This window comes from Streptomyces sp. DSM 116793, from assembly GCF_057320905.1.
In genome coordinates, this window is sequence record NZ_CM170494.1 from 2,146,045 (window position 1) to 2,161,768 (window position 15,724).

The following is a 15,724-nucleotide window of genomic DNA, read 5'->3' on the forward strand; positions in this document are numbered from 1 at the left end:
AGCCGCGGCCGGTGGGCGCCTGTGCGCGCGTGCGGTTGCGTACGGAGGCGGTGTGCGCCCCCGGTGCCGGGGCACGGGCCGGTGCGGCGGGACCGGGGGCCGTGGGGGGGCACGTGCGGGGTGCGGCGGGCGTCGCCCGGGCCGCGGTGGGGGCTTGGGGGCGTTGTCCGTGCCATGGGGTACGTTCCGCCTCATGAGGCTGACGATTCTCGGCGGCGGCGGCTTCCGCGTCCCGCTCGTGTACCGGGCCCTGGCCGGCGGCGACGTCTCCGAACTGACGCTGTACGACACGGACCCGGCGCGGGTCGGCGTGGTGCGCTCGGTGCTGGGGCAGGTCGAGGTTGCGGCCGAGGCCGCCGGCGGGCGGGCGCGTTTCCCGGCCGTACGGGTCGCGGAGGACCTCGACGACGCCCTGCGCGGCGCCGACTTCGTGTTCTCGGCGATCCGGGTGGGCGGCACCGCGGGCCGGGTGCGGGACGAGCGGGTGCCGCTCGCCGAGGGCGTGCTCGGCCAGGAGACCGTCGGCGCCGGCGGGGTGCTGTACGGGCTGCGCACCGTGCCCGTGGCGCTGGACATCGCGGAGCGGGTGGCGGCCGTGGCCCCGCGCGCCTGGGTCATCAACTTCACCAACCCCGCGGGCCTGGTGACCGAGGCGATGTCCGCGGTGCTCGGCGAGCGGGTCATCGGCATCTGCGACTCCCCGGTGGGCCTGGTGCGGCGCGCGGCACGGGCCGCGGGGTGCGACCCCGACCTGTTCTTCGGCCCCCCGGCCGCCGCCGGCTCCCCCGCGCCGTCGTACGACTACGTGGGCCTCAACCACCTGGGCTGGCTGCGGACGCTCCACGACGGCACCCGGGACCTGCTGCCGGACCTGCTCGCGGACGCGGACGCGCTGGCCGGGTTCGAGGAGGGCAGGCTGTTCGGCACCGACTGGCTCCAGGCGCTGGGCGCCCTGCCGAACGAGTACCTGCACTACTACTACTTCCGCCGGGAGACCCTCGCCGCGGTGCGGGACGCGGACGAGACCCGCGGCGCGTTCCTCGACCACCAGCAGCGCGACTTCTTCGCGCGGGCCGCCCGCGAGCCGGCGCGGGCGTACGAGCTGTGGGAGGCCACACGGCTGCGGCGCGAGGAGACGTACATGGCGGACAGCCGCGCGGCCACCGGCGGCTGGCAGCGCGACACCTGCGACCTGGACGGCGGCGGCTACGACCAGGTGGCGCTCGCCCTGATGCGGGCAATCGCCGGCGACCGCCGCACCCGCCTGATCCTGAACGTGCCCAATGCCGGCACCGTGCCCGCCCTGCCGTCCGACGCGGTGATCGAGACGGTCTGCGAGGTCGGTGCGGAGGGCGCCCGGCCGGTGCCGGCCGCCCCGCTGGGACCGGCCGAGCTGGGGTTGATGCTCCAGTTGAAGGCGGTGGAGCGGGCGACGATCGACGCGGCCCTCTACAAGGACCGCACCGCCGCGCTCCGCGCCCTGGCGCTCCATCCCCTCGTCGACTCCCCGGCGGTCGCCGCCCGCATCCTTCAGCGGGCGGCCAAGGCGTGAACGGGGCGCGGAGAACCTGGGCTCCGCGCCGGACGGTCGGCCGTTCAGGCGCCCCGCGACGCCGCGCTGCCGTTCCGCCCGGACGGTGTCCGCGCGGAACGGGCCGTGCCCGGCGCCGGGGGACGCTCGGATCGCGCCGTGCGCCCTGCGGCAGGGGCCGCGGTGGCCCGCACCCGGTCGTTGCGCCCACCGCCGCGGATCAGCAGCACGCTCAGCGCCGCGAGGAAACCGATCACCGTGAGGCCGACGAGTCCGGCCTTGGTGGAGCCGGTGGCGTCCTCGATGAGGCCGAAGGCGTCGGGGCGACGAAGCCGCCCAGGTTGCCCAGTGAGTTGATGAGGGCGATGCCCGGCGCCGCGGGCCGGGCGTCGAGGTAGCTCTGCGGAATCGTCCAGAAGATCGGCGACGCCGGCTCCGCGTCGATGACGGCGACCAGGCCGGCCTTCTCCTCGTCGGTGAGCCAGCGGGCGCTCTCGATGCCGGAGTCCAGGAAGCGGTGGACGACCACGCCGAGCACCACGGAGAAGACGCCCTCGGTGAAGAACATCCACTGCCAGCCCGCATGCCCCCACACCCCGTGCATCTCCAGCAGCGCGCCGGAGATCGACCCGACCACGACGGTGGCCGTGCCGGAGCCCGTCAGGCACCGCGGAGCGCACCGCGGGCGGATGCTCCGGGGCCGCGGCGGCCGGGGACGGGGAGTTCGTCAGGGGTGCCGGACACGGGCGGCTCGCTTCCTTGCGGCCGGCCGGCCCGCCCACAGGCACGACGCAGTGCGAAGTGCGGTGCCCTGTGGTGCGACGCAGTGCGATGCGACGCGGTGCGGGTCCGAGCATCAGCGATATATCGATTTATCGGTGGTGGCTGGCGGTGGCGTCCGCCGGCGTGGGCCGGGGCAGGTGCGGGGCCTGGTACGGCTACCAGCGAGGCACCGCCGGGGCGGTCCACCCTGGCCGGGTGACCCGCATGGCGGCGGCGTCGTCGCGGTCGCGCATCGAGCCGTCGTCGTCGAGCCAGCGCCGGTGCAGGAACGCCAGCCGGTCGCGGTCGACCTCGACGCCCAGGCCGGGCGCGTCGGAGACGGTGACCCGGCCGTCGTCGAAGGTGAGGCGTTCGGTGAGCACGTCCTCGGACTGCCAGGGGTAGTGCGAGTCGCAGGCGTGGTGCAGCCCCGGCACGGTGGCCGCGACATGGGTCATCGCGGCGAGACTGATGCCGAGGTGGGTGTTGGAGTGCATGGAGACGCCGACGCCGAAGGTGCGGCAGATGGCCGCGAGCTGCTGGGTGTTGCGCAGCCCGCCCCAGTAGTGGTGGTCGGAGAGCACGACCTGCACGGCGCCCTTGGTGAACGCCTCGGGGATCTCCGCGAAGGTCGTCACGCACATGTTGGTGGCCAGCGGCACATCCGTCCGGGCGGCGACCTCGGCCATGCGGGAGGTGCCCAGGGTGGGGTCCTCCAGGTACTCCAGGACGTCGCCCAGCTCCTCCGCGACCTTCAGCGAGGTCGGCACGGACCAGGCGCCGTTGGGGTCGAGCCGCAGCGGGCGGCCGGGGAATGCCTCGGCGAGCGCGCGGACGGCGGCCACCTCCTCGTCCGGCGGGAACACCCCGCCCTTCAGCTTGAAGGAGCCGAAGCCGTAGCGCTCGGTGAACCTGCGAGCCTGCGCGACGATCCCGGCGGGGTCCACCGCCTCGCCCCAGTCGTCCGGTTCGCTCGCGACGCCCTCCGGGTGGGCGCCGTACTTGTAGAAGAGGTAGGCGCTGTACTCGACCGCGTCGCGGACCTTGCCGCCGAGCACGGTGTGCACAGGCACTCCGAGCGCCTTGCCGAGCGCGTCCAGACAGGCCACCTCGAAGCCGGAGGCGACGGAGAGCCGCAGCTTGTCGGCGGTCTGCACGCCGCGCAGGCCGCCCACGTCCACCGCGTTCTCCACCCGCGCCCGGTCGACCGCGACCTCGTCGACGGCACCGAGCAGCCCGTTCAGGCCGCTCACCTGCCGCCCGGCGAGCCGTTCGGCGAACGGCCCGGCCAGCTCCAGGTACTTGGCGTCGCCGTAGGTCTCGCCGAAGCCCGATATGCCGTCGGCGGTGACCACCTCGATGATCAGCCGGGGGGTGTACGGCTGGTGGACGCCCTGCGTGTTCAGCAGAGGCGGGTCGGCGACGAGGATCGGCGTCAGACGCACCTCGGCGATGGTCAGATCACGGCTCACGGGGCGGCTCCTACGAGATCGGGTCCGACCCCGTCCCGCAGCGGGCGAGTCCGGCCGTGATCTCTCTATGGAGATGGTGTCTACGTATGAAGACGCAGATTAGGTACGCGAACCGGATGCCGTCAACGGTCGTGCAGCCACCAGTGCAGCCACCATTACGATCGGCCCATGCGGGAGACAGACGACGCGGAGCACCGCGCCCGGTCCGGCGGCGGTGCGGCGGGGGCCGCGGACGGGGGTGCCGGGAGTGCCGGGAGTGCCGCGGAACGGGGCACCGTCAGCGGGAGTTCCGCGGGCGGCGGCGTCCGGGAGGTGAAGTCGGCCGCCCGCACCGTCGAGTTGCTGGAGGTGCTCGCGGCCCGCGGGGACCGGCCCGCCCGACTCCAGGAGCTGGCCGAGGGGCTCGGGGTGCCGCGCAGCTCCATGTACGCGCTGCTTCAGACGCTGATCGCGCGCGGCTGGGTGCGCACCGATGTGACCGGGTCGCTGTACGGCATCGGCATCCACGCGCTGCTCACCGGGACCAGCTATCTCGACTCCGACCCCCGGGTGCGGGCCGTGCGGCCGTTCCTCGACGAGGCGTCGGACGCGGTCGGCGAGACCATCCACCTCGGCCGGCTCGACGGCATGAACGTCGCGTACCTCGCGACCCGGGAGTCCCACGAGTACCTGCGGACGATCAGCCGGGTGGGGCGGCGGCTGCCCGCGCACGTCGGGGCGCTGGGCAAGGCGTTGCTGGCCCAGCGGCCGGACGAGGACCTGCCCCCGGGGCCGTACGAGCGGTTCACCCCGAACACGCTCACCGAGCGGGCCGCGCTGGCGGCGGACCTCGCGGAGACCCGGCGGCGCGGGTACGCGGTGGACCGGGAGGAGGGCGTGGCCGGGATCGTGGGCTACGGGTTCGCGCTGCGGTACGAGCGGCCCCCGGTGGACGCGATCAGCTGCTCCGTGCCGGTCGCTCGGGTCACGCCCGCACACGAGGAGCGGATCGTCTCCGTGATGCGGGCGGTCCGGGGGCGGATCGAGTCGACGGTGCCCTCCGGGGGGAGCCGGGTCCAGTGGCGGTGAGGGTCTTCGGGGGCGACGGTGTTCTCGCCTTCCGGGCTCGTCCTCAGTCTCCCTGGGGGGGTACCTCCCGCGCCGTCAAGGCGGTGGGGAGCCCTGAGTGCCTGGGAGGCATCCCCCGGGACCGGCTCCATCGCGCCGCGCGCTCGTCCTCAAACGCCGGAGGGCCTGGCATCACCGCTGACGCCGTTTCGGCATCGGGACCGTCAGGAGGTCCGACGCCACCGTCAGTTCGCCCTCGAAACCCGCCTCCCGCGCGTCGCGTGCGAAGGCCGTGGGGTCCGTGTAGCGCTGGCTGAAGTGGGTGAGGACCAGGTGGTGGACGCCCGCGTCACGGGCGGCGCGGGCGGCCTGGGCGGCGGTGAGGTGCCCGTACTCGTCGGCCAGGGCCTTGTCCTCGTCGAGGAACGTGGACTCGATGACGAGCAGGTCGCAGCCCTCGGCGAGGGCGTACACGGCGTCGCAGAGGCGGGTGTCCATGACGAACGCGAAGCGCTGGCCGCGGCGGGCCTCGCTGACCTCGTCGAGGGTGACGCCGCGCAGCTCGCCGGCGCGCTGGAGGCGGCCGATGTCGGGGCCCGTGATGCCGTGCGCGGCCAGCCGGTCGGGCAGCATCCTGCGGCCGTCGGGCTCCACCAGGCGGTAGCCGAAGGATTCCACGGGGTGGGAGAGCCGCCGGGCCTCCAGGCGGTACGCGGGCGTCCGGGCGAGCACGCCGTCGCCGCCCACCGGGACCTCGGTGAGCGGCACCGTCTCCCGGTAGGCCGTCGCATACCGCAGCCGGTCGAAGAACCGCTTGCCGCTCGCCGGGTAGTGGGCGGTGATCTCGTGCGGCACCCGGTCCAGGTTGATGCGCTGGATCACCCCGGCGAGCCCCAGCGAGTGGTCGCCGTGGAAGTGGGTGACGCAGAGGCGGTGCAGGTCGTGCGCGGCGACCCCGGCACGCAGCATCTGCCGCTGGGTGCCCTCACCGGGGTCGAAGAGGATGCCCTCGCCGTCCCAGCGCAGCACATAGCCGTTGTGGTTGCGCCCCCGGGTGGGCACCTGGCTCGCGGTGCCGAGCACCACCAGTTCACGTACGGACACGGATCGCCGCCCGACCTGCGTGCGCCACCGGGCCTAGGGGGCTTCTGATGGATCTCCGCGGCGTCGCGACGCCCGGCACGCTCCCCCACGCTCGGCTGCTCCCCCACGCTCGAACGGGCTCGCGTGGGGGTGCCCCCACGCGCGGGGGCACCCCCGCTCGCCGCACCGGGCACAAGCCCACGTACGCCCAGTACGAGGACGTGCACCCGGCACTCCCCCAAGCTCTTCGAGCAGGGGGCACCCCCAGAGCATGCGCTGGGGGCACCTCCCACGCCTTTGAGGCAGTGGGGGAGCCGATCCTTCTCCCACGCAGATCCATCAGAAACCCCCTAGCCGGGCGGCCACTGGAGCCCGCGGCCACCCAGCACGTGCGCGTGGGCGTGGAAGACGGTCTGTCCCGCGCCGGTGCCGGTGTTGAACACCACGCGGTACCCGGTGGCGTCCACCTTGTCGCCCGCGGCGACCTCGGCGGCCTCGCGCAGCACGTCCGCCACGACGGTCGGCTCGGCGGCGGCGAGCGCGGCGGCGTCGGAGTAGTGCGCCCGGGGGATGACCAGGACATGGGTGGGAGCCTGGGGGTTGATGTCGCGGAACGCGACGGTCGTCTCGGTCTCCCGGACCACCGTCGCCGGCACCTCCCCTGCGACGATCTTGCAGAACAGGCAGTCGGCCTGCGGCTCTCCGGCCACGTCACGCCTCCTCGACGTCGTTCACTTCGGCTGCCCGGCGGCGGCCGGCCGCCGAGTCACGGCGGTCCGGCACTCCGGGCGCGGGTCCGCCGCGCCGGCGCCCCGGACGCGGGGCCGCCGCGACGGGTACCGTCGCATGCTATCCGCCGGCGGGCTTCCTCCCACCGAGGGCCCGGTGGCCGATGCGCCGGGCGGACAGCGGGCCACGGCGGGGCGTCGCCGGACGTGCCCGGGCCGGGCGCACGCACGGAGCTGCCCCGCCACGGCGACCGCCGGGCCGGCGGCGCGAGAGGGCCCCGCGCCCGCCGCCACTCCCCCGCGCCCGCACCGCGACCGCGGCCGTCCGGCCCGGCGGGGGGCCGGGAGCCGGAGCGAGGTCCGGCCCCGGGCGGCCGGTTCACGCCCCCGCTTCCGGCAGCGGCGGCGGGGTCTTCGCCGGGCGCTCGTCCAGCGCGGCGAGGGCCAGCCGGATCGCCTCGTCGAGCTGCGGGTCGCGGCCCGCCGCGTGGTCCTGGGGCGTGGTGACGACCTCCACGTCCGGGTCGGCGCCGTGGTTCTCCAGGTCCCAGCCGTACCCCTCGATCCAGAAGGCGTACTTGGGCTGGGTGACCAGGGTGCCGTCGACCAGGTGGTAGCGGCTGTCGACGCCGATCACGCCGCCCCAGGTGCGGGTGCCGACGACGGGGCCGATGCCGAGGGCCTTGATCGCGGCGTTGACGATGTCGCCGTCGGACCCCGAGTACTCGTTGGCGACGGCGACGACCGGGCCGCGCGGCGCGTCCTCCGGGTAGCTGGAGGGCCTGAGGCCGCGCGGCACGTCCCAGCCGATGATCCGGCGGGCCAGCTTCTCGATCACGAGCTGCGAGGTGTGCCCGCCGCGGTTCTCCCGCACGTCCACCACGAGGCCGTCGTGCGCCACCTCCACCCGCAGGTCGCGGTGGATCTGGGCCCAGCCGGGCGCCTGCATGTCGGGGACGTGGAGGTAGCCGAGCCGGCCGCCGGAGCGCTCGTGCACATAGGCGCGGCGATCGGCGACCCAGGCGTGGTAGCGCAGCGGCTCCTCGTCGTCGAGCGGCACGACCACCGCATGCCGCGGCTCCCCGCCGCCGGCGGGCGAGATGGTCAGCTCGACCGGCTTGCCCGCGGTGCCCACCAGCAGCGGCCCGGGCCCGGTGACCGGGTCCACGGGCTCGCCGGCGACCGCGATCACCGCATCGCCCGCGCGGACCGCGACGCCGGGTGCGGCGAGCGGGGAGCGTGCGCCCGGGTCGGAGGTCTCCGAGGGGAGGATGCGGTCGATCCGCCACAGGCCGTCCGCGTGCCGCGACAGGTCGGCGCCGAGCAGGCCCTGCCGGGTGGCGGAGCCGCCGTAGCCGCTGGACGGCGTCACATACGCGTGCGAGGTGCCCAGCTCGCCCTGCACCTCCCAGAGCAGGTCGACCAGGTCGTCGTGGGTGGCGACGCGGTGCAGCAGCGGGCGGTAGCGGTCCAGCACGCCGTCCCAGTCGACGCCGCCCAGGTCGGCCCGCCAGAAGTGGTCCCGCATCAGGCGGCCCGCCTCGGCGTACATCTGCCGCCACTCGGCCACCGGGTCGACCTTCTGACGCACCCGGGAGAGGTCGACGGTGATGTTGGTGTCGCTGTCGTCGTCGTGCGAGGCGCGCCGGTCGCTCGGCACCACCTTCAGCTTGCCGTCCGTCCACAGCAGCACCCGCTTGCCGTCGCCGCTGACGGCGTAGTGGTCGGCGCCCGAGGCCAGGTGCTCGACGCTCTGCTGGACGAGGTCGTAGCGCTCCAGGTCGGACTTGGGGTCCTGGTCGTCGGGCCTGGCCCGGGACGAGCCGAGCACGCCGAGCACCGGGTGGCGCAGCCACAGCAGCCCGTCCTTGGCGGCCCGCAGGGTCGAGTAGCGGCCCGCCTCGACGGGGAAGGGCACGATGCGGTCGGCGAGGCCCTCCAGGTCGATCCGGGTGGCCGGCGCGCCCTCGCTGTCGGGCGTCTCGTCCTTGTCGGGCGCCTCGAAGGGCCGGCCGTGCCGCTGCGGCCCGAAGGGCGCGGGCGTGGTGGCCGAGAGGGTGATCAGGTGCGGCCGTGAGCCGTCCACGAACGCCAGGTCGAAGACGTGTTCGTCGTAGATCGGGTCGAAGGAGCGCTCGGAGAGGAACGCCAGGTGCTTGCCGTCCAGCGTGAAGGCCGGGGCGTAGTCGCGGAACCTGAGCGGGGTGGCCTCGCTGACCGTGAGGTCCGCGGTGCCGGCGAGCTTGAGCTGGCGCAGCGGGCGCGGCCCGGCGTGCGACCAGGCGAGCCAGGCCGAGTCCGGCGAGAAGACGAGACCGGACGCCTCGCCGTGCTCGCTCCTGTCCACCTCGCGCACCTCGCCGGACTCCCGCTCCACCAGCAGCACCCGGCCGTCGTGGGAGGCGACGGCGGCGCGGCTGCCGTCCGGGGCCATGGCGAGGCCCAGCACCCGGCCGAGCTGCCCGGCCGCGATCCTGCGGGGCGTGGCGCCCGGCGCGAGCCCGGTGGCGGGGGCGAACTCCAGCGCGTCGTCGCCCTCCGCGTCCGTCACCCAGACCACCTGCTCCTCGCCGTCGGCGCGGAAGGTGCGCGGCAGCCTGGCCCGGACGCCGGGCGTGGCGGCCAGCGCGCGGGTGGGGCCCTCACGGTGGGTGACCCAGTGGACGGCGCCGCGCACGGCGACGGCGCTGCCCCGGCCGGTGTGGTCGGGCGCGGCGGCGCCGAACCAGCGGGAGGCGTTCAGCGGGTACGGCTGGAGGTCGGTGCGCTGGCCGCCGAGGCGGATGTCGAGCCGCCGGGGCTCGGCGCCGTCCAGATCGTCCAGGATCCACAGCTCGCCGGCGCGCGCGTAGACGACGCGGCGGCCGTCGGTGGCGGCGTGCCGCGCGTAGAAGCCGTGCAGGGGGGTCCTCGCCGTCGAGGCCTTGGCCGTCGAGGCCTTGGCCGTCGCCGGGGCCGCCGCGTCTCCGGCACTCCCGGTGCTTCCGGCGTCTCCCGCAGCCCCTTCTGCCCCGGCTGTCCCGGCTGTCCGGGCATCACCGGTTTCCCCGGTCCCCGCGGCCTCCGCGGCCCCGCTCGCTTCTCCTGCCTCGCCCGCTTCCCCGGCTCCGGCGTGCTCGGCGGCGGTGCCGGCGTGCTCGGCGTCCGGGGCTGCCGGGGCGCCCTGGGCGGGCGCCTGCGCGGGCGTGCTGCCGGGGCCGTCCCCGAGGTCCGTGTGCCGGCGCAGGTCCGAGCCGTCCGGCAGGGAGGAGTAGACCGCGCCGACGCCCTCGTGGTCGGAGAGGAAGGCGATGCGGTCGCCGACCCACATCGGGTACTCGATGTTGCCGTCCAACTCCTCGTGGACGCGGACGAACTCGCCGTCGCCCGCGCGGTCGATCCAGAGCTTGCCCATGCTGCCGCCGCGGTAGCGCTTCCACCACGCGGCCTCGCGGCCCATCGGCACGGACACCACGAGGACCTGGCCCGCGGGCCCGTACGCGACCGAGCCGACCGGCCCGTACGGCAGCGTCTCGGCGGGGCCGCCGTCCAGCGGGACGGCACGGGCCCAGGTGCGGCGCAGGGACGCCTGGCCGTGGGCGCTGACGGCGAGCACCCGGCCGTCGGGCGTCCAGCCCCGCACGCCGGTCTGGTAGCTGCCCCAGTGCGTCAGCCGCCGGGACGGCCCGCCGTCCAGGGGGGCGACATGGATCTCGGGCGCCCCGTCGCGCCGGGAGGTCCAGGCCACGGTCCGGCCGTCCGGGGAGATCCGGGGGTGGCTGACCGGCATGTTGTCCGCGCTGACCCGCCAGGCGCGGCCGCCGTCGAGGGGCGCGACCCAGACGTCGTCCTCTGCTGTGAAGGCGATGAGCTCGCCGTGAAGATGCGGAAACCGAAGGTACCCAGACTGTGTCACACGATCAGCCTAGGCAGGGCGGACCGTGCTGGTCAGCGGTTTGGATCACTCCAGGCCGCCGGAAAGGCCCCCGGGACCGCGTCAGGGAGCCGTTCAGCCCCGCATCAGCAGCCACTCCTGGAGCTCCACCAGGTTTCCCTCGGGGTCCTTCAGGTGGGCGACGCGCATCCGCTCGGTCATGGGTCCGGGCCCCTGCACCAGCTCGCCGCCGCGCTCGGTGATCTCCGCACAGTAGGCGTCGAGGTCGTCGACGCGGAGCACCACGAGGGAACGGTGCCCGGTCGCCGCGTCGGCCACCTCACCGAGCACCTCGGACATCGCCACCCGGTCCTGGAGCGCCACGCCCGCCGAGCCGACGGCCGGGCTGAACTTCTCGTAGGGGCCGTCCACGGCACCCGACTGGGGCTTGAGACCGAGGACGTCGGCGTAGAAGCGGTAGCAGGCGGGGAAGTCGGAGACCAGCAGCCTGACCTGGGCGAGTTCCAAGGCGCCTCCTCGGTGTCCGGGGCGTACGGGTGCCCCGATCGTACGGGGCGACACGAGAAGGGGCGCTGGACTGTGTCCCGGGGCGCCTCCCACGCCGTACGGCAAGGGGGAGGCACCCTTGCGCCGGGGGCACCCCGGCGCCCTTGAGGCGGTGGGGAGCCACCCACCACGACGGGACCCGGACGACCCGGCACGGGACCGGCCACGACGGCCGATGAGGGGCCGGGTGAGGGGCCGGGTAAGGGGACGGGCTCTACGACCAGCGCCCCGTACGCCCCAGCAGCAGCGCGGCCGCCGCCGTTCCCGCAGTGGACGTACGCAGCACGGTCCGCCCCAGTCGGCAGACACGTGCGCCCGCCTCCCCGAAGAGGTCGAGTTCCGCGGGAGACAGACCGCCCTCCGGGCCGACGACGAGCACGATCTCGCCGCTCGCGGGCAGCGCGGTGGTGGCCAGCGGCTCCCCGGGGTGGCCGGGGTCCTCGTGCAGCACGACGGCCAGGGCGGCGCGCCCCAGCAGCGCCGCCACCTGCTTGCCCGTCATCGCCTCGGTGACCTCCGGGAACCGCACCCGGCGCGCCTGCTTCCCGGACTCGCGGGCGGTCGCCCGCCACTTGCCGAGCGCCTTGAGGCCCCGCTCCCCCTTCCACTGGGTGACGCAGCGCTCCGCCGACCAGGGCACGATCGCGTCGACCCCGGTCTCCGTCATGGTCTCCACGGCCCGCTCGCCGCGGTCGCCCTTGGGCAGGGCCTGGACGACGGTGATGCGGGGCTCGGGGGCGGGTTCCTGGCGTACGGGGCCCCTGCCGAGCACCAGTCGGTCCTTGCCCTCGGTGCCGAGCACGACGCAGGCGGCCCAGTGCCCGGCGCCGTCCGTGAGCACGGCCTCCTCGCCTGGCCGCAGCCGCTTCACGGAGACGGCGTGCCGACCCTCGGGCCCGTCGAGCACGTACCGGGGGCCCTCGGCGGGGCCCGGGGCGGCCGGGAGGGGATCGCCGGGGGAGCCGGCGCCCTCGGGCGCGCCGAGGTCTTGGGCGACGAAGACGGGCGCCGTCACGCCACACCGCCGTCGTGGTCCACGGTGTCCGCGGGCGCGTCGGGCGGTGCGAGGTGCCCCGGTCTGCGGGGCGGCGCCCAGGCGGCCGTCCTGGCGTCGTCCAGCTCCGCGGCCAGCACCTCCACGAGCCGGCCGGCAGGCAGCTCGCGGGACATCCGGTAGCCCTGGCCCGCCCACAGCGGCATGCCCTGCTGATCGCCGGCCTCCGCGGCGGCGCGGCGCAGCGGCGCGGTCAGGTGGTGCACCTGCGGATAGGCGGCGGGGGCGTACGGGCCGTGCTCCCGCATGAAGCGGTTGACCAGGCTCCGGGCGGGGCGGCCGGTGAAGGCGCGGGTGAGTTCGGTATGGGCGAAGAGGGAGCCGGTGACGGCCTCCTTGTGCAGCGGGTGGGCGCCCGATTCGGGGGTGACGAGGAAGGCCGTGCCGAGCTGTCCGGCGACGGCCCCGGCGGCGAGCACCGCGGCGATCTGTGTGCCGCGCATCAGCCCGCCCGCGGCGATCAGCGGTACGCGCACCGCCTCGCGGGCCTCGGCGACCAGGGTGAGCAGCCCGTAGCCGGCGCCGTCACGCTCGGGCTGGTCGCGGTGGGTGCCCTGGTGGCCGCCCGCCTCGACGCCCTGGAGGCAGACCGCGTCGGCGCCGGCCTGCTCGGCGGCGCGGGCCTCCTCGGGGGTGGTGGCGGTCACCACGGTGACGGTGCCGGCCCGGGCGAGGGCGGCGAGCACCTCGTCCTTGGGGCAGCCGAAGGTGAACGAGACCACGGGCACCGGGTCGTCGAGCAGGACGGCGAGCTTGGCGTCGTAGCCGTCGTCGCGGTTGCAGTCCGGGTCGCCGAGGTCCGTCTCGTACCAGGAGGCCTCACCGGCGAGCTGCTCCCGGTAGACGTCGATGGCGGCCGGGTCCGCGTACTCGGGCTGCGGGAGGAAGAGGTTGACGCCGAAGGGCCGGTCGGTGAGCCCGCGCACCTGCTTGATCTCGTGGTACATCCCGTCGGCGGTCTTGTAGCCGGCGGCGAGGAAACCGAGCCCTCCGGCCTCGCAGACGGCGGCGGTCAGCCGCGGACAGGAGGCGCCGCCCGCCATCGGAGCCTGCACGATCGGGAGGGCGTCCGGTGAGGAGAGGAGATCGGTCAGTGCGGAGGACATGACCGCATGGTGTCACGTCCCCCACACAAGTCCGAAACCAGCCTTACGCACGGCATATGCCCTGGTCACCGACCGACGTCATCGGCCGTTGAAGGCGTCCTTCAGCCGGGAGAACAGGCCCTGCTGGCCTGGCTGGAACTGTCCGGTCGGACGCTCCTCGCCGCGGAGTTTGGCCAGCTCCCTGAGCAGTCGCTCCTGCTCGGGGTCGAGCTTGGCGGGGGTCTGCACCTCGACGTGCACGATCAGGTCACCGCGGCCGCCGCCCCGCAGGTGGGTGATGCCCCGGCCGTGCAGCGGGATCGACTGGCCGGACTGGGTGCCGGGCCGGATGTCGACCTCCTCCAGGCCGTCCAGGGTCTCCAGCGGCACCTTGGTGCCGAGTGCGCCCGCGGTCATGGGGATGGTGACCGTGCAGTGCAGGTCGTCGCCGCGGCGCTGGAAGACCTGGTGGGGCAGTTCGTGGATCTCCACGTAGAGGTCGCCCGCCGGGCCGCCGCCCGGGCCGACCTCGCCCTCGCCGGCGAGCTGGATCCGGGTGCCGTTGTCGACGCCCGCGGGGATCTTGACGGTGAGGGTGCGGCGGGAGCGGATGCGGCCGTCGCCCGCGCACTCCGGGCAGGGGGTGGGCACGACGGTGCCGAAGCCCTGGCACTGCGGGCAGGGCCTGGAGGTCATGACCTGGCCCAGGAAGGACCGGGTGACCTGCGAGACCTCGCCGCGGCCACGGCACATGTCACAGGTCTGCGCCGTGGTGCCGGGCGCGGCACCCTCGCCGTTGCAGGTGGAGCAGACGACGGCCGTGTCGACCTGGATGTCCTTGGTGGTGCCGAAGGCCGCCTCGTTGAGCTCGATCTCCAGCCTTATCATCGCGTCCTGGCCGCGCCGCGTACGCGACCTGGGCCCACGCTGGGACGCCGTTCCGAAGAAGGCGTCCATGATGTCGGAGAAGTTGCCGAAGCCGCCCGCGCCGAAGCCGCCGGGGCCGCCGGCACCGCCCGTCTGGGACAGCGGGTCCCCGCCGAGGTCGTAGACCTGCTTCTTCTGCGGGTCCGACAACACCTCGTAGGCGGCGTTGATCTCCTTGAACCGCTCCTGCGTCTTCGGATCGGGATTGACGTCCGGGTGCAGCTCGCGGGCGAGCCGCCGGAACGCCTTCTTGATCTCGTCCTGGGACGCGTCTCGGCGTACGCCTAGTACGGCGTAGTAATCCGTGGCCACTTACGACTCCGCCAGGATCTGTCCGACGTAACGTGCCACTGCGCGTACTGCTCCCATCGTTCCCGGGTAGTCCATGCGGGTCGGTCCTACCACGCCGAGCTTGGCGACTGCCTCTGAGCCCGAACCGTAGCCGACCGAGACCACGGACGTGGAGTTGAGTCCCTCGTGCGCGTTCTCATGACCGATCCGTACCGTCATGCCGGAGTCCGTGGACTCGCCGAGCAGCTTGAGGAGCACGACCTGCTCCTCAAGGGCCTCCAGCACCGGCCGGATGGTGAGGGGGAAATCATGGCCGAAACGGGTGAGGTTGGCGGTGCCGCCGATCATCAGCCGCTCCTCGGTGTCCTCCACCAGGGTCTCCAGCAGGGTGGAGAGCACGGTCTGGACGGTGCCGCGGTCCTCGGCCTCGAAGGCCTCCGGCAGGTCCTGCACGAGCTGCGGCACGTCCGCGAAGCGACGGCCGCCGATCCGGCTGTTCAGCCTCGCGCGCAGGTCGGCGAGCGAGGTCTCGCCGAACGGCGCGGGGCAGTCCACCATGCGCTGCTCGACCCGGCCGGTGTCCGTGATCAGCACCAGCATCAGCCGCGCCGGGGCCATCGACAGCAGCTCCACGTGCCGCACCGTGGAACGGGTCAGCGACGGGTACTGCACGACGGCGACCTGGCGGGTGAGCTGGGCGAGCAGCCGGACCGTGCGGGCCACGACGTCGTCGAGGTCCACGGCGCCGTCCAGGAAGTTCTGGATGGCGCGGCGCTCCGGCGCGGTCATCGGCTTGACGCCGGCGAGCTTGTCCACGAAGAGGCGGTAGCCCTTGTCCGTGGGGATCCGGCCCGCGCTGGTGTGCGGCTGGGCGATGTAGCCCTCGTCCTCCAGGGCGGCCATGTCATTGCGTACGGTCGCCGGTGAGACGCCGAGGTTGTGACGCTCGGTGAGCGCCTTGGAGCCCACCGGCTCCTCGGTGCCGACGTAGTCCTGGACGATGGCGCGCAGCACCTCGAGCCTGCGTTCACTGAGCATCGCGCACCTCCAGCTCTGTCCGTCCGGACCCTTCGTCCGGCCTCGCACACCCGGCCCCTACGTCCGGTCTCCCCACCCTGGGCCCCGCCCATCCCTGACTCGCCGGGACCGGTCACCCCCTGGCACTCGCCGCTCAGGAGTGCCAATTTTTACTCGCCCAGTGTACGGCTCACGGGTGCTGCGGGGGCAAGGCGGCGGCGCCGTGGCCCGAACAGGGGCGCGGGGCCGCGTCCTGGGGCCCCTCCCACACCGCCAGGGCAGTGGGGGAGGCTCCGAGCCGCGGCCG

Annotated in this window: 12 protein-coding genes; 2 read left to right on the forward strand and 10 right to left on the reverse strand. The window is 74.4% G+C overall.

Annotated elements, in window-relative coordinates; translation table 11 throughout:
* The first annotated feature begins 193 nt into the window (after positions 1 to 193).
* Complete coding sequence (locus ACSMXW_RS08980) at positions 194 to 1,552, forward strand: family 4 glycosyl hydrolase (RefSeq protein WP_485805028.1); 1,359 nt, start codon at positions 194 to 196, stop codon at positions 1,550 to 1,552.
* A 232-nt stretch (positions 1,553 to 1,784) separates the two neighbouring features.
* Here the strand turns inward: ACSMXW_RS08980 and ACSMXW_RS08985 are convergent, their stop codons facing one another.
* Both ACSMXW_RS08985 and ACSMXW_RS08990 read right to left on the reverse strand, forming a co-directional pair.
* Entirely contained in the window at positions 1,785 to 2,168 is a 384-nt protein-coding gene (locus tag ACSMXW_RS08985; RefSeq protein ID WP_485805030.1) for a hypothetical protein, read from the reverse strand.
* A 301-nt stretch (positions 2,169 to 2,469) separates the two neighbouring features.
* A complete protein-coding gene (locus tag ACSMXW_RS08990; protein WP_485805032.1) occupies positions 2,470 to 3,765 on the reverse strand; it encodes a glucarate dehydratase family protein in 1,296 nt (431 codons plus the stop codon).
* A gap of 168 nt (positions 3,766 to 3,933) precedes the next feature.
* Here ACSMXW_RS08990 and ACSMXW_RS08995 point away from each other — a divergent pair, with 168 nt between their 5' ends.
* Positions 3,934 to 4,833 carry an IclR family transcriptional regulator gene (locus ACSMXW_RS08995; RefSeq protein WP_485805034.1) on the forward strand — a complete coding sequence of 300 codons (900 nt, stop codon included), beginning with the start codon at positions 3,934 to 3,936 and terminating at the stop codon, positions 4,831 to 4,833.
* A gap of 171 nt (positions 4,834 to 5,004) precedes the next feature.
* Here ACSMXW_RS08995 and ACSMXW_RS09000 read toward each other — a convergent pair whose 3' ends face one another.
* The 8 genes from ACSMXW_RS09000 to hrcA all read right to left on the reverse strand — a co-directional run bounded on the left by ACSMXW_RS09000 (position 5,005) and on the right by hrcA (position 15,438).
* Complete coding sequence (locus ACSMXW_RS09000) at positions 5,005 to 5,916, reverse strand: ribonuclease Z (protein ID WP_485805036.1); 912 nt, start codon at positions 5,914 to 5,916, stop codon at positions 5,005 to 5,007.
* Between the two features lie 329 nt (positions 5,917 to 6,245).
* A complete protein-coding gene (locus tag ACSMXW_RS09005; RefSeq protein WP_485805038.1) occupies positions 6,246 to 6,605 on the reverse strand; it encodes a histidine triad nucleotide-binding protein in 360 nt (119 codons plus the stop codon).
* Positions 6,606 to 7,002: 397 nt separating this feature from the next.
* Positions 7,003 to 10,518 carry a S41 family peptidase gene (locus ACSMXW_RS09010; protein ID WP_485805040.1) on the reverse strand — a complete coding sequence of 1,172 codons (3,516 nt, stop codon included), beginning with the start codon at positions 10,516 to 10,518 and terminating at the stop codon, positions 7,003 to 7,005.
* 93 nt (positions 10,519 to 10,611) lie between these two features.
* The gene (locus ACSMXW_RS09015; protein WP_485805042.1) at positions 10,612 to 11,004 is read right to left on the reverse strand and encodes a VOC family protein; all 393 of its coding nucleotides are present in this window, start codon (positions 11,002 to 11,004) and stop codon (positions 10,612 to 10,614) included.
* A gap of 253 nt (positions 11,005 to 11,257) precedes the next feature.
* Positions 11,258 to 12,058: a 16S rRNA (uracil(1498)-N(3))-methyltransferase gene (locus tag ACSMXW_RS09020; RefSeq protein ID WP_485805044.1), complete on the reverse strand. Its 801-nt coding sequence runs from the start codon at positions 12,056 to 12,058 to the stop codon at positions 11,258 to 11,260.
* A complete protein-coding gene (locus ACSMXW_RS09025) occupies positions 12,055 to 13,203 on the reverse strand; it encodes a nitronate monooxygenase (protein WP_485805046.1) in 1,149 nt (382 codons plus the stop codon). Before ACSMXW_RS09025 ends, ACSMXW_RS09020 begins: the two co-directional genes overlap by 4 nt.
* A gap of 78 nt (positions 13,204 to 13,281) precedes the next feature.
* Entirely contained in the window at positions 13,282 to 14,421 is a 1,140-nt protein-coding gene (gene dnaJ, locus ACSMXW_RS09030; RefSeq protein ID WP_485805048.1) for a molecular chaperone DnaJ, read from the reverse strand.
* Complete coding sequence (gene hrcA, locus ACSMXW_RS09035; RefSeq protein ID WP_485805050.1) at positions 14,422 to 15,438, reverse strand: heat-inducible transcriptional repressor HrcA; 1,017 nt, start codon at positions 15,436 to 15,438, stop codon at positions 14,422 to 14,424.
* Between the last annotated feature and the right edge of the window lie 286 nt (positions 15,439 to 15,724).

Coding starts and splice junctions, on each gene's coding strand:
- ACSMXW_RS08980 (WP_485805028.1), top strand. CDS start 194: ATGAGGCTGACGATTCTCGGCGGCGGCGGCTTCCGCGTCCCGCTCGTG.
- ACSMXW_RS08995 (WP_485805034.1), top strand. CDS start 3,934: ATGCGGGAGACAGACGACGCGGAGCACCGCGCCCGGTCCGGCGGCGGT.
- ACSMXW_RS09025 (WP_485805046.1), bottom strand. CDS start 13,203: ATGTCCTCCGCACTGACCGATCTCCTCTCCTCACCGGACGCCCTCCCG.
- hrcA (WP_485805050.1), bottom strand. CDS start 15,438: ATGCTCAGTGAACGCAGGCTCGAGGTGCTGCGCGCCATCGTCCAGGAC.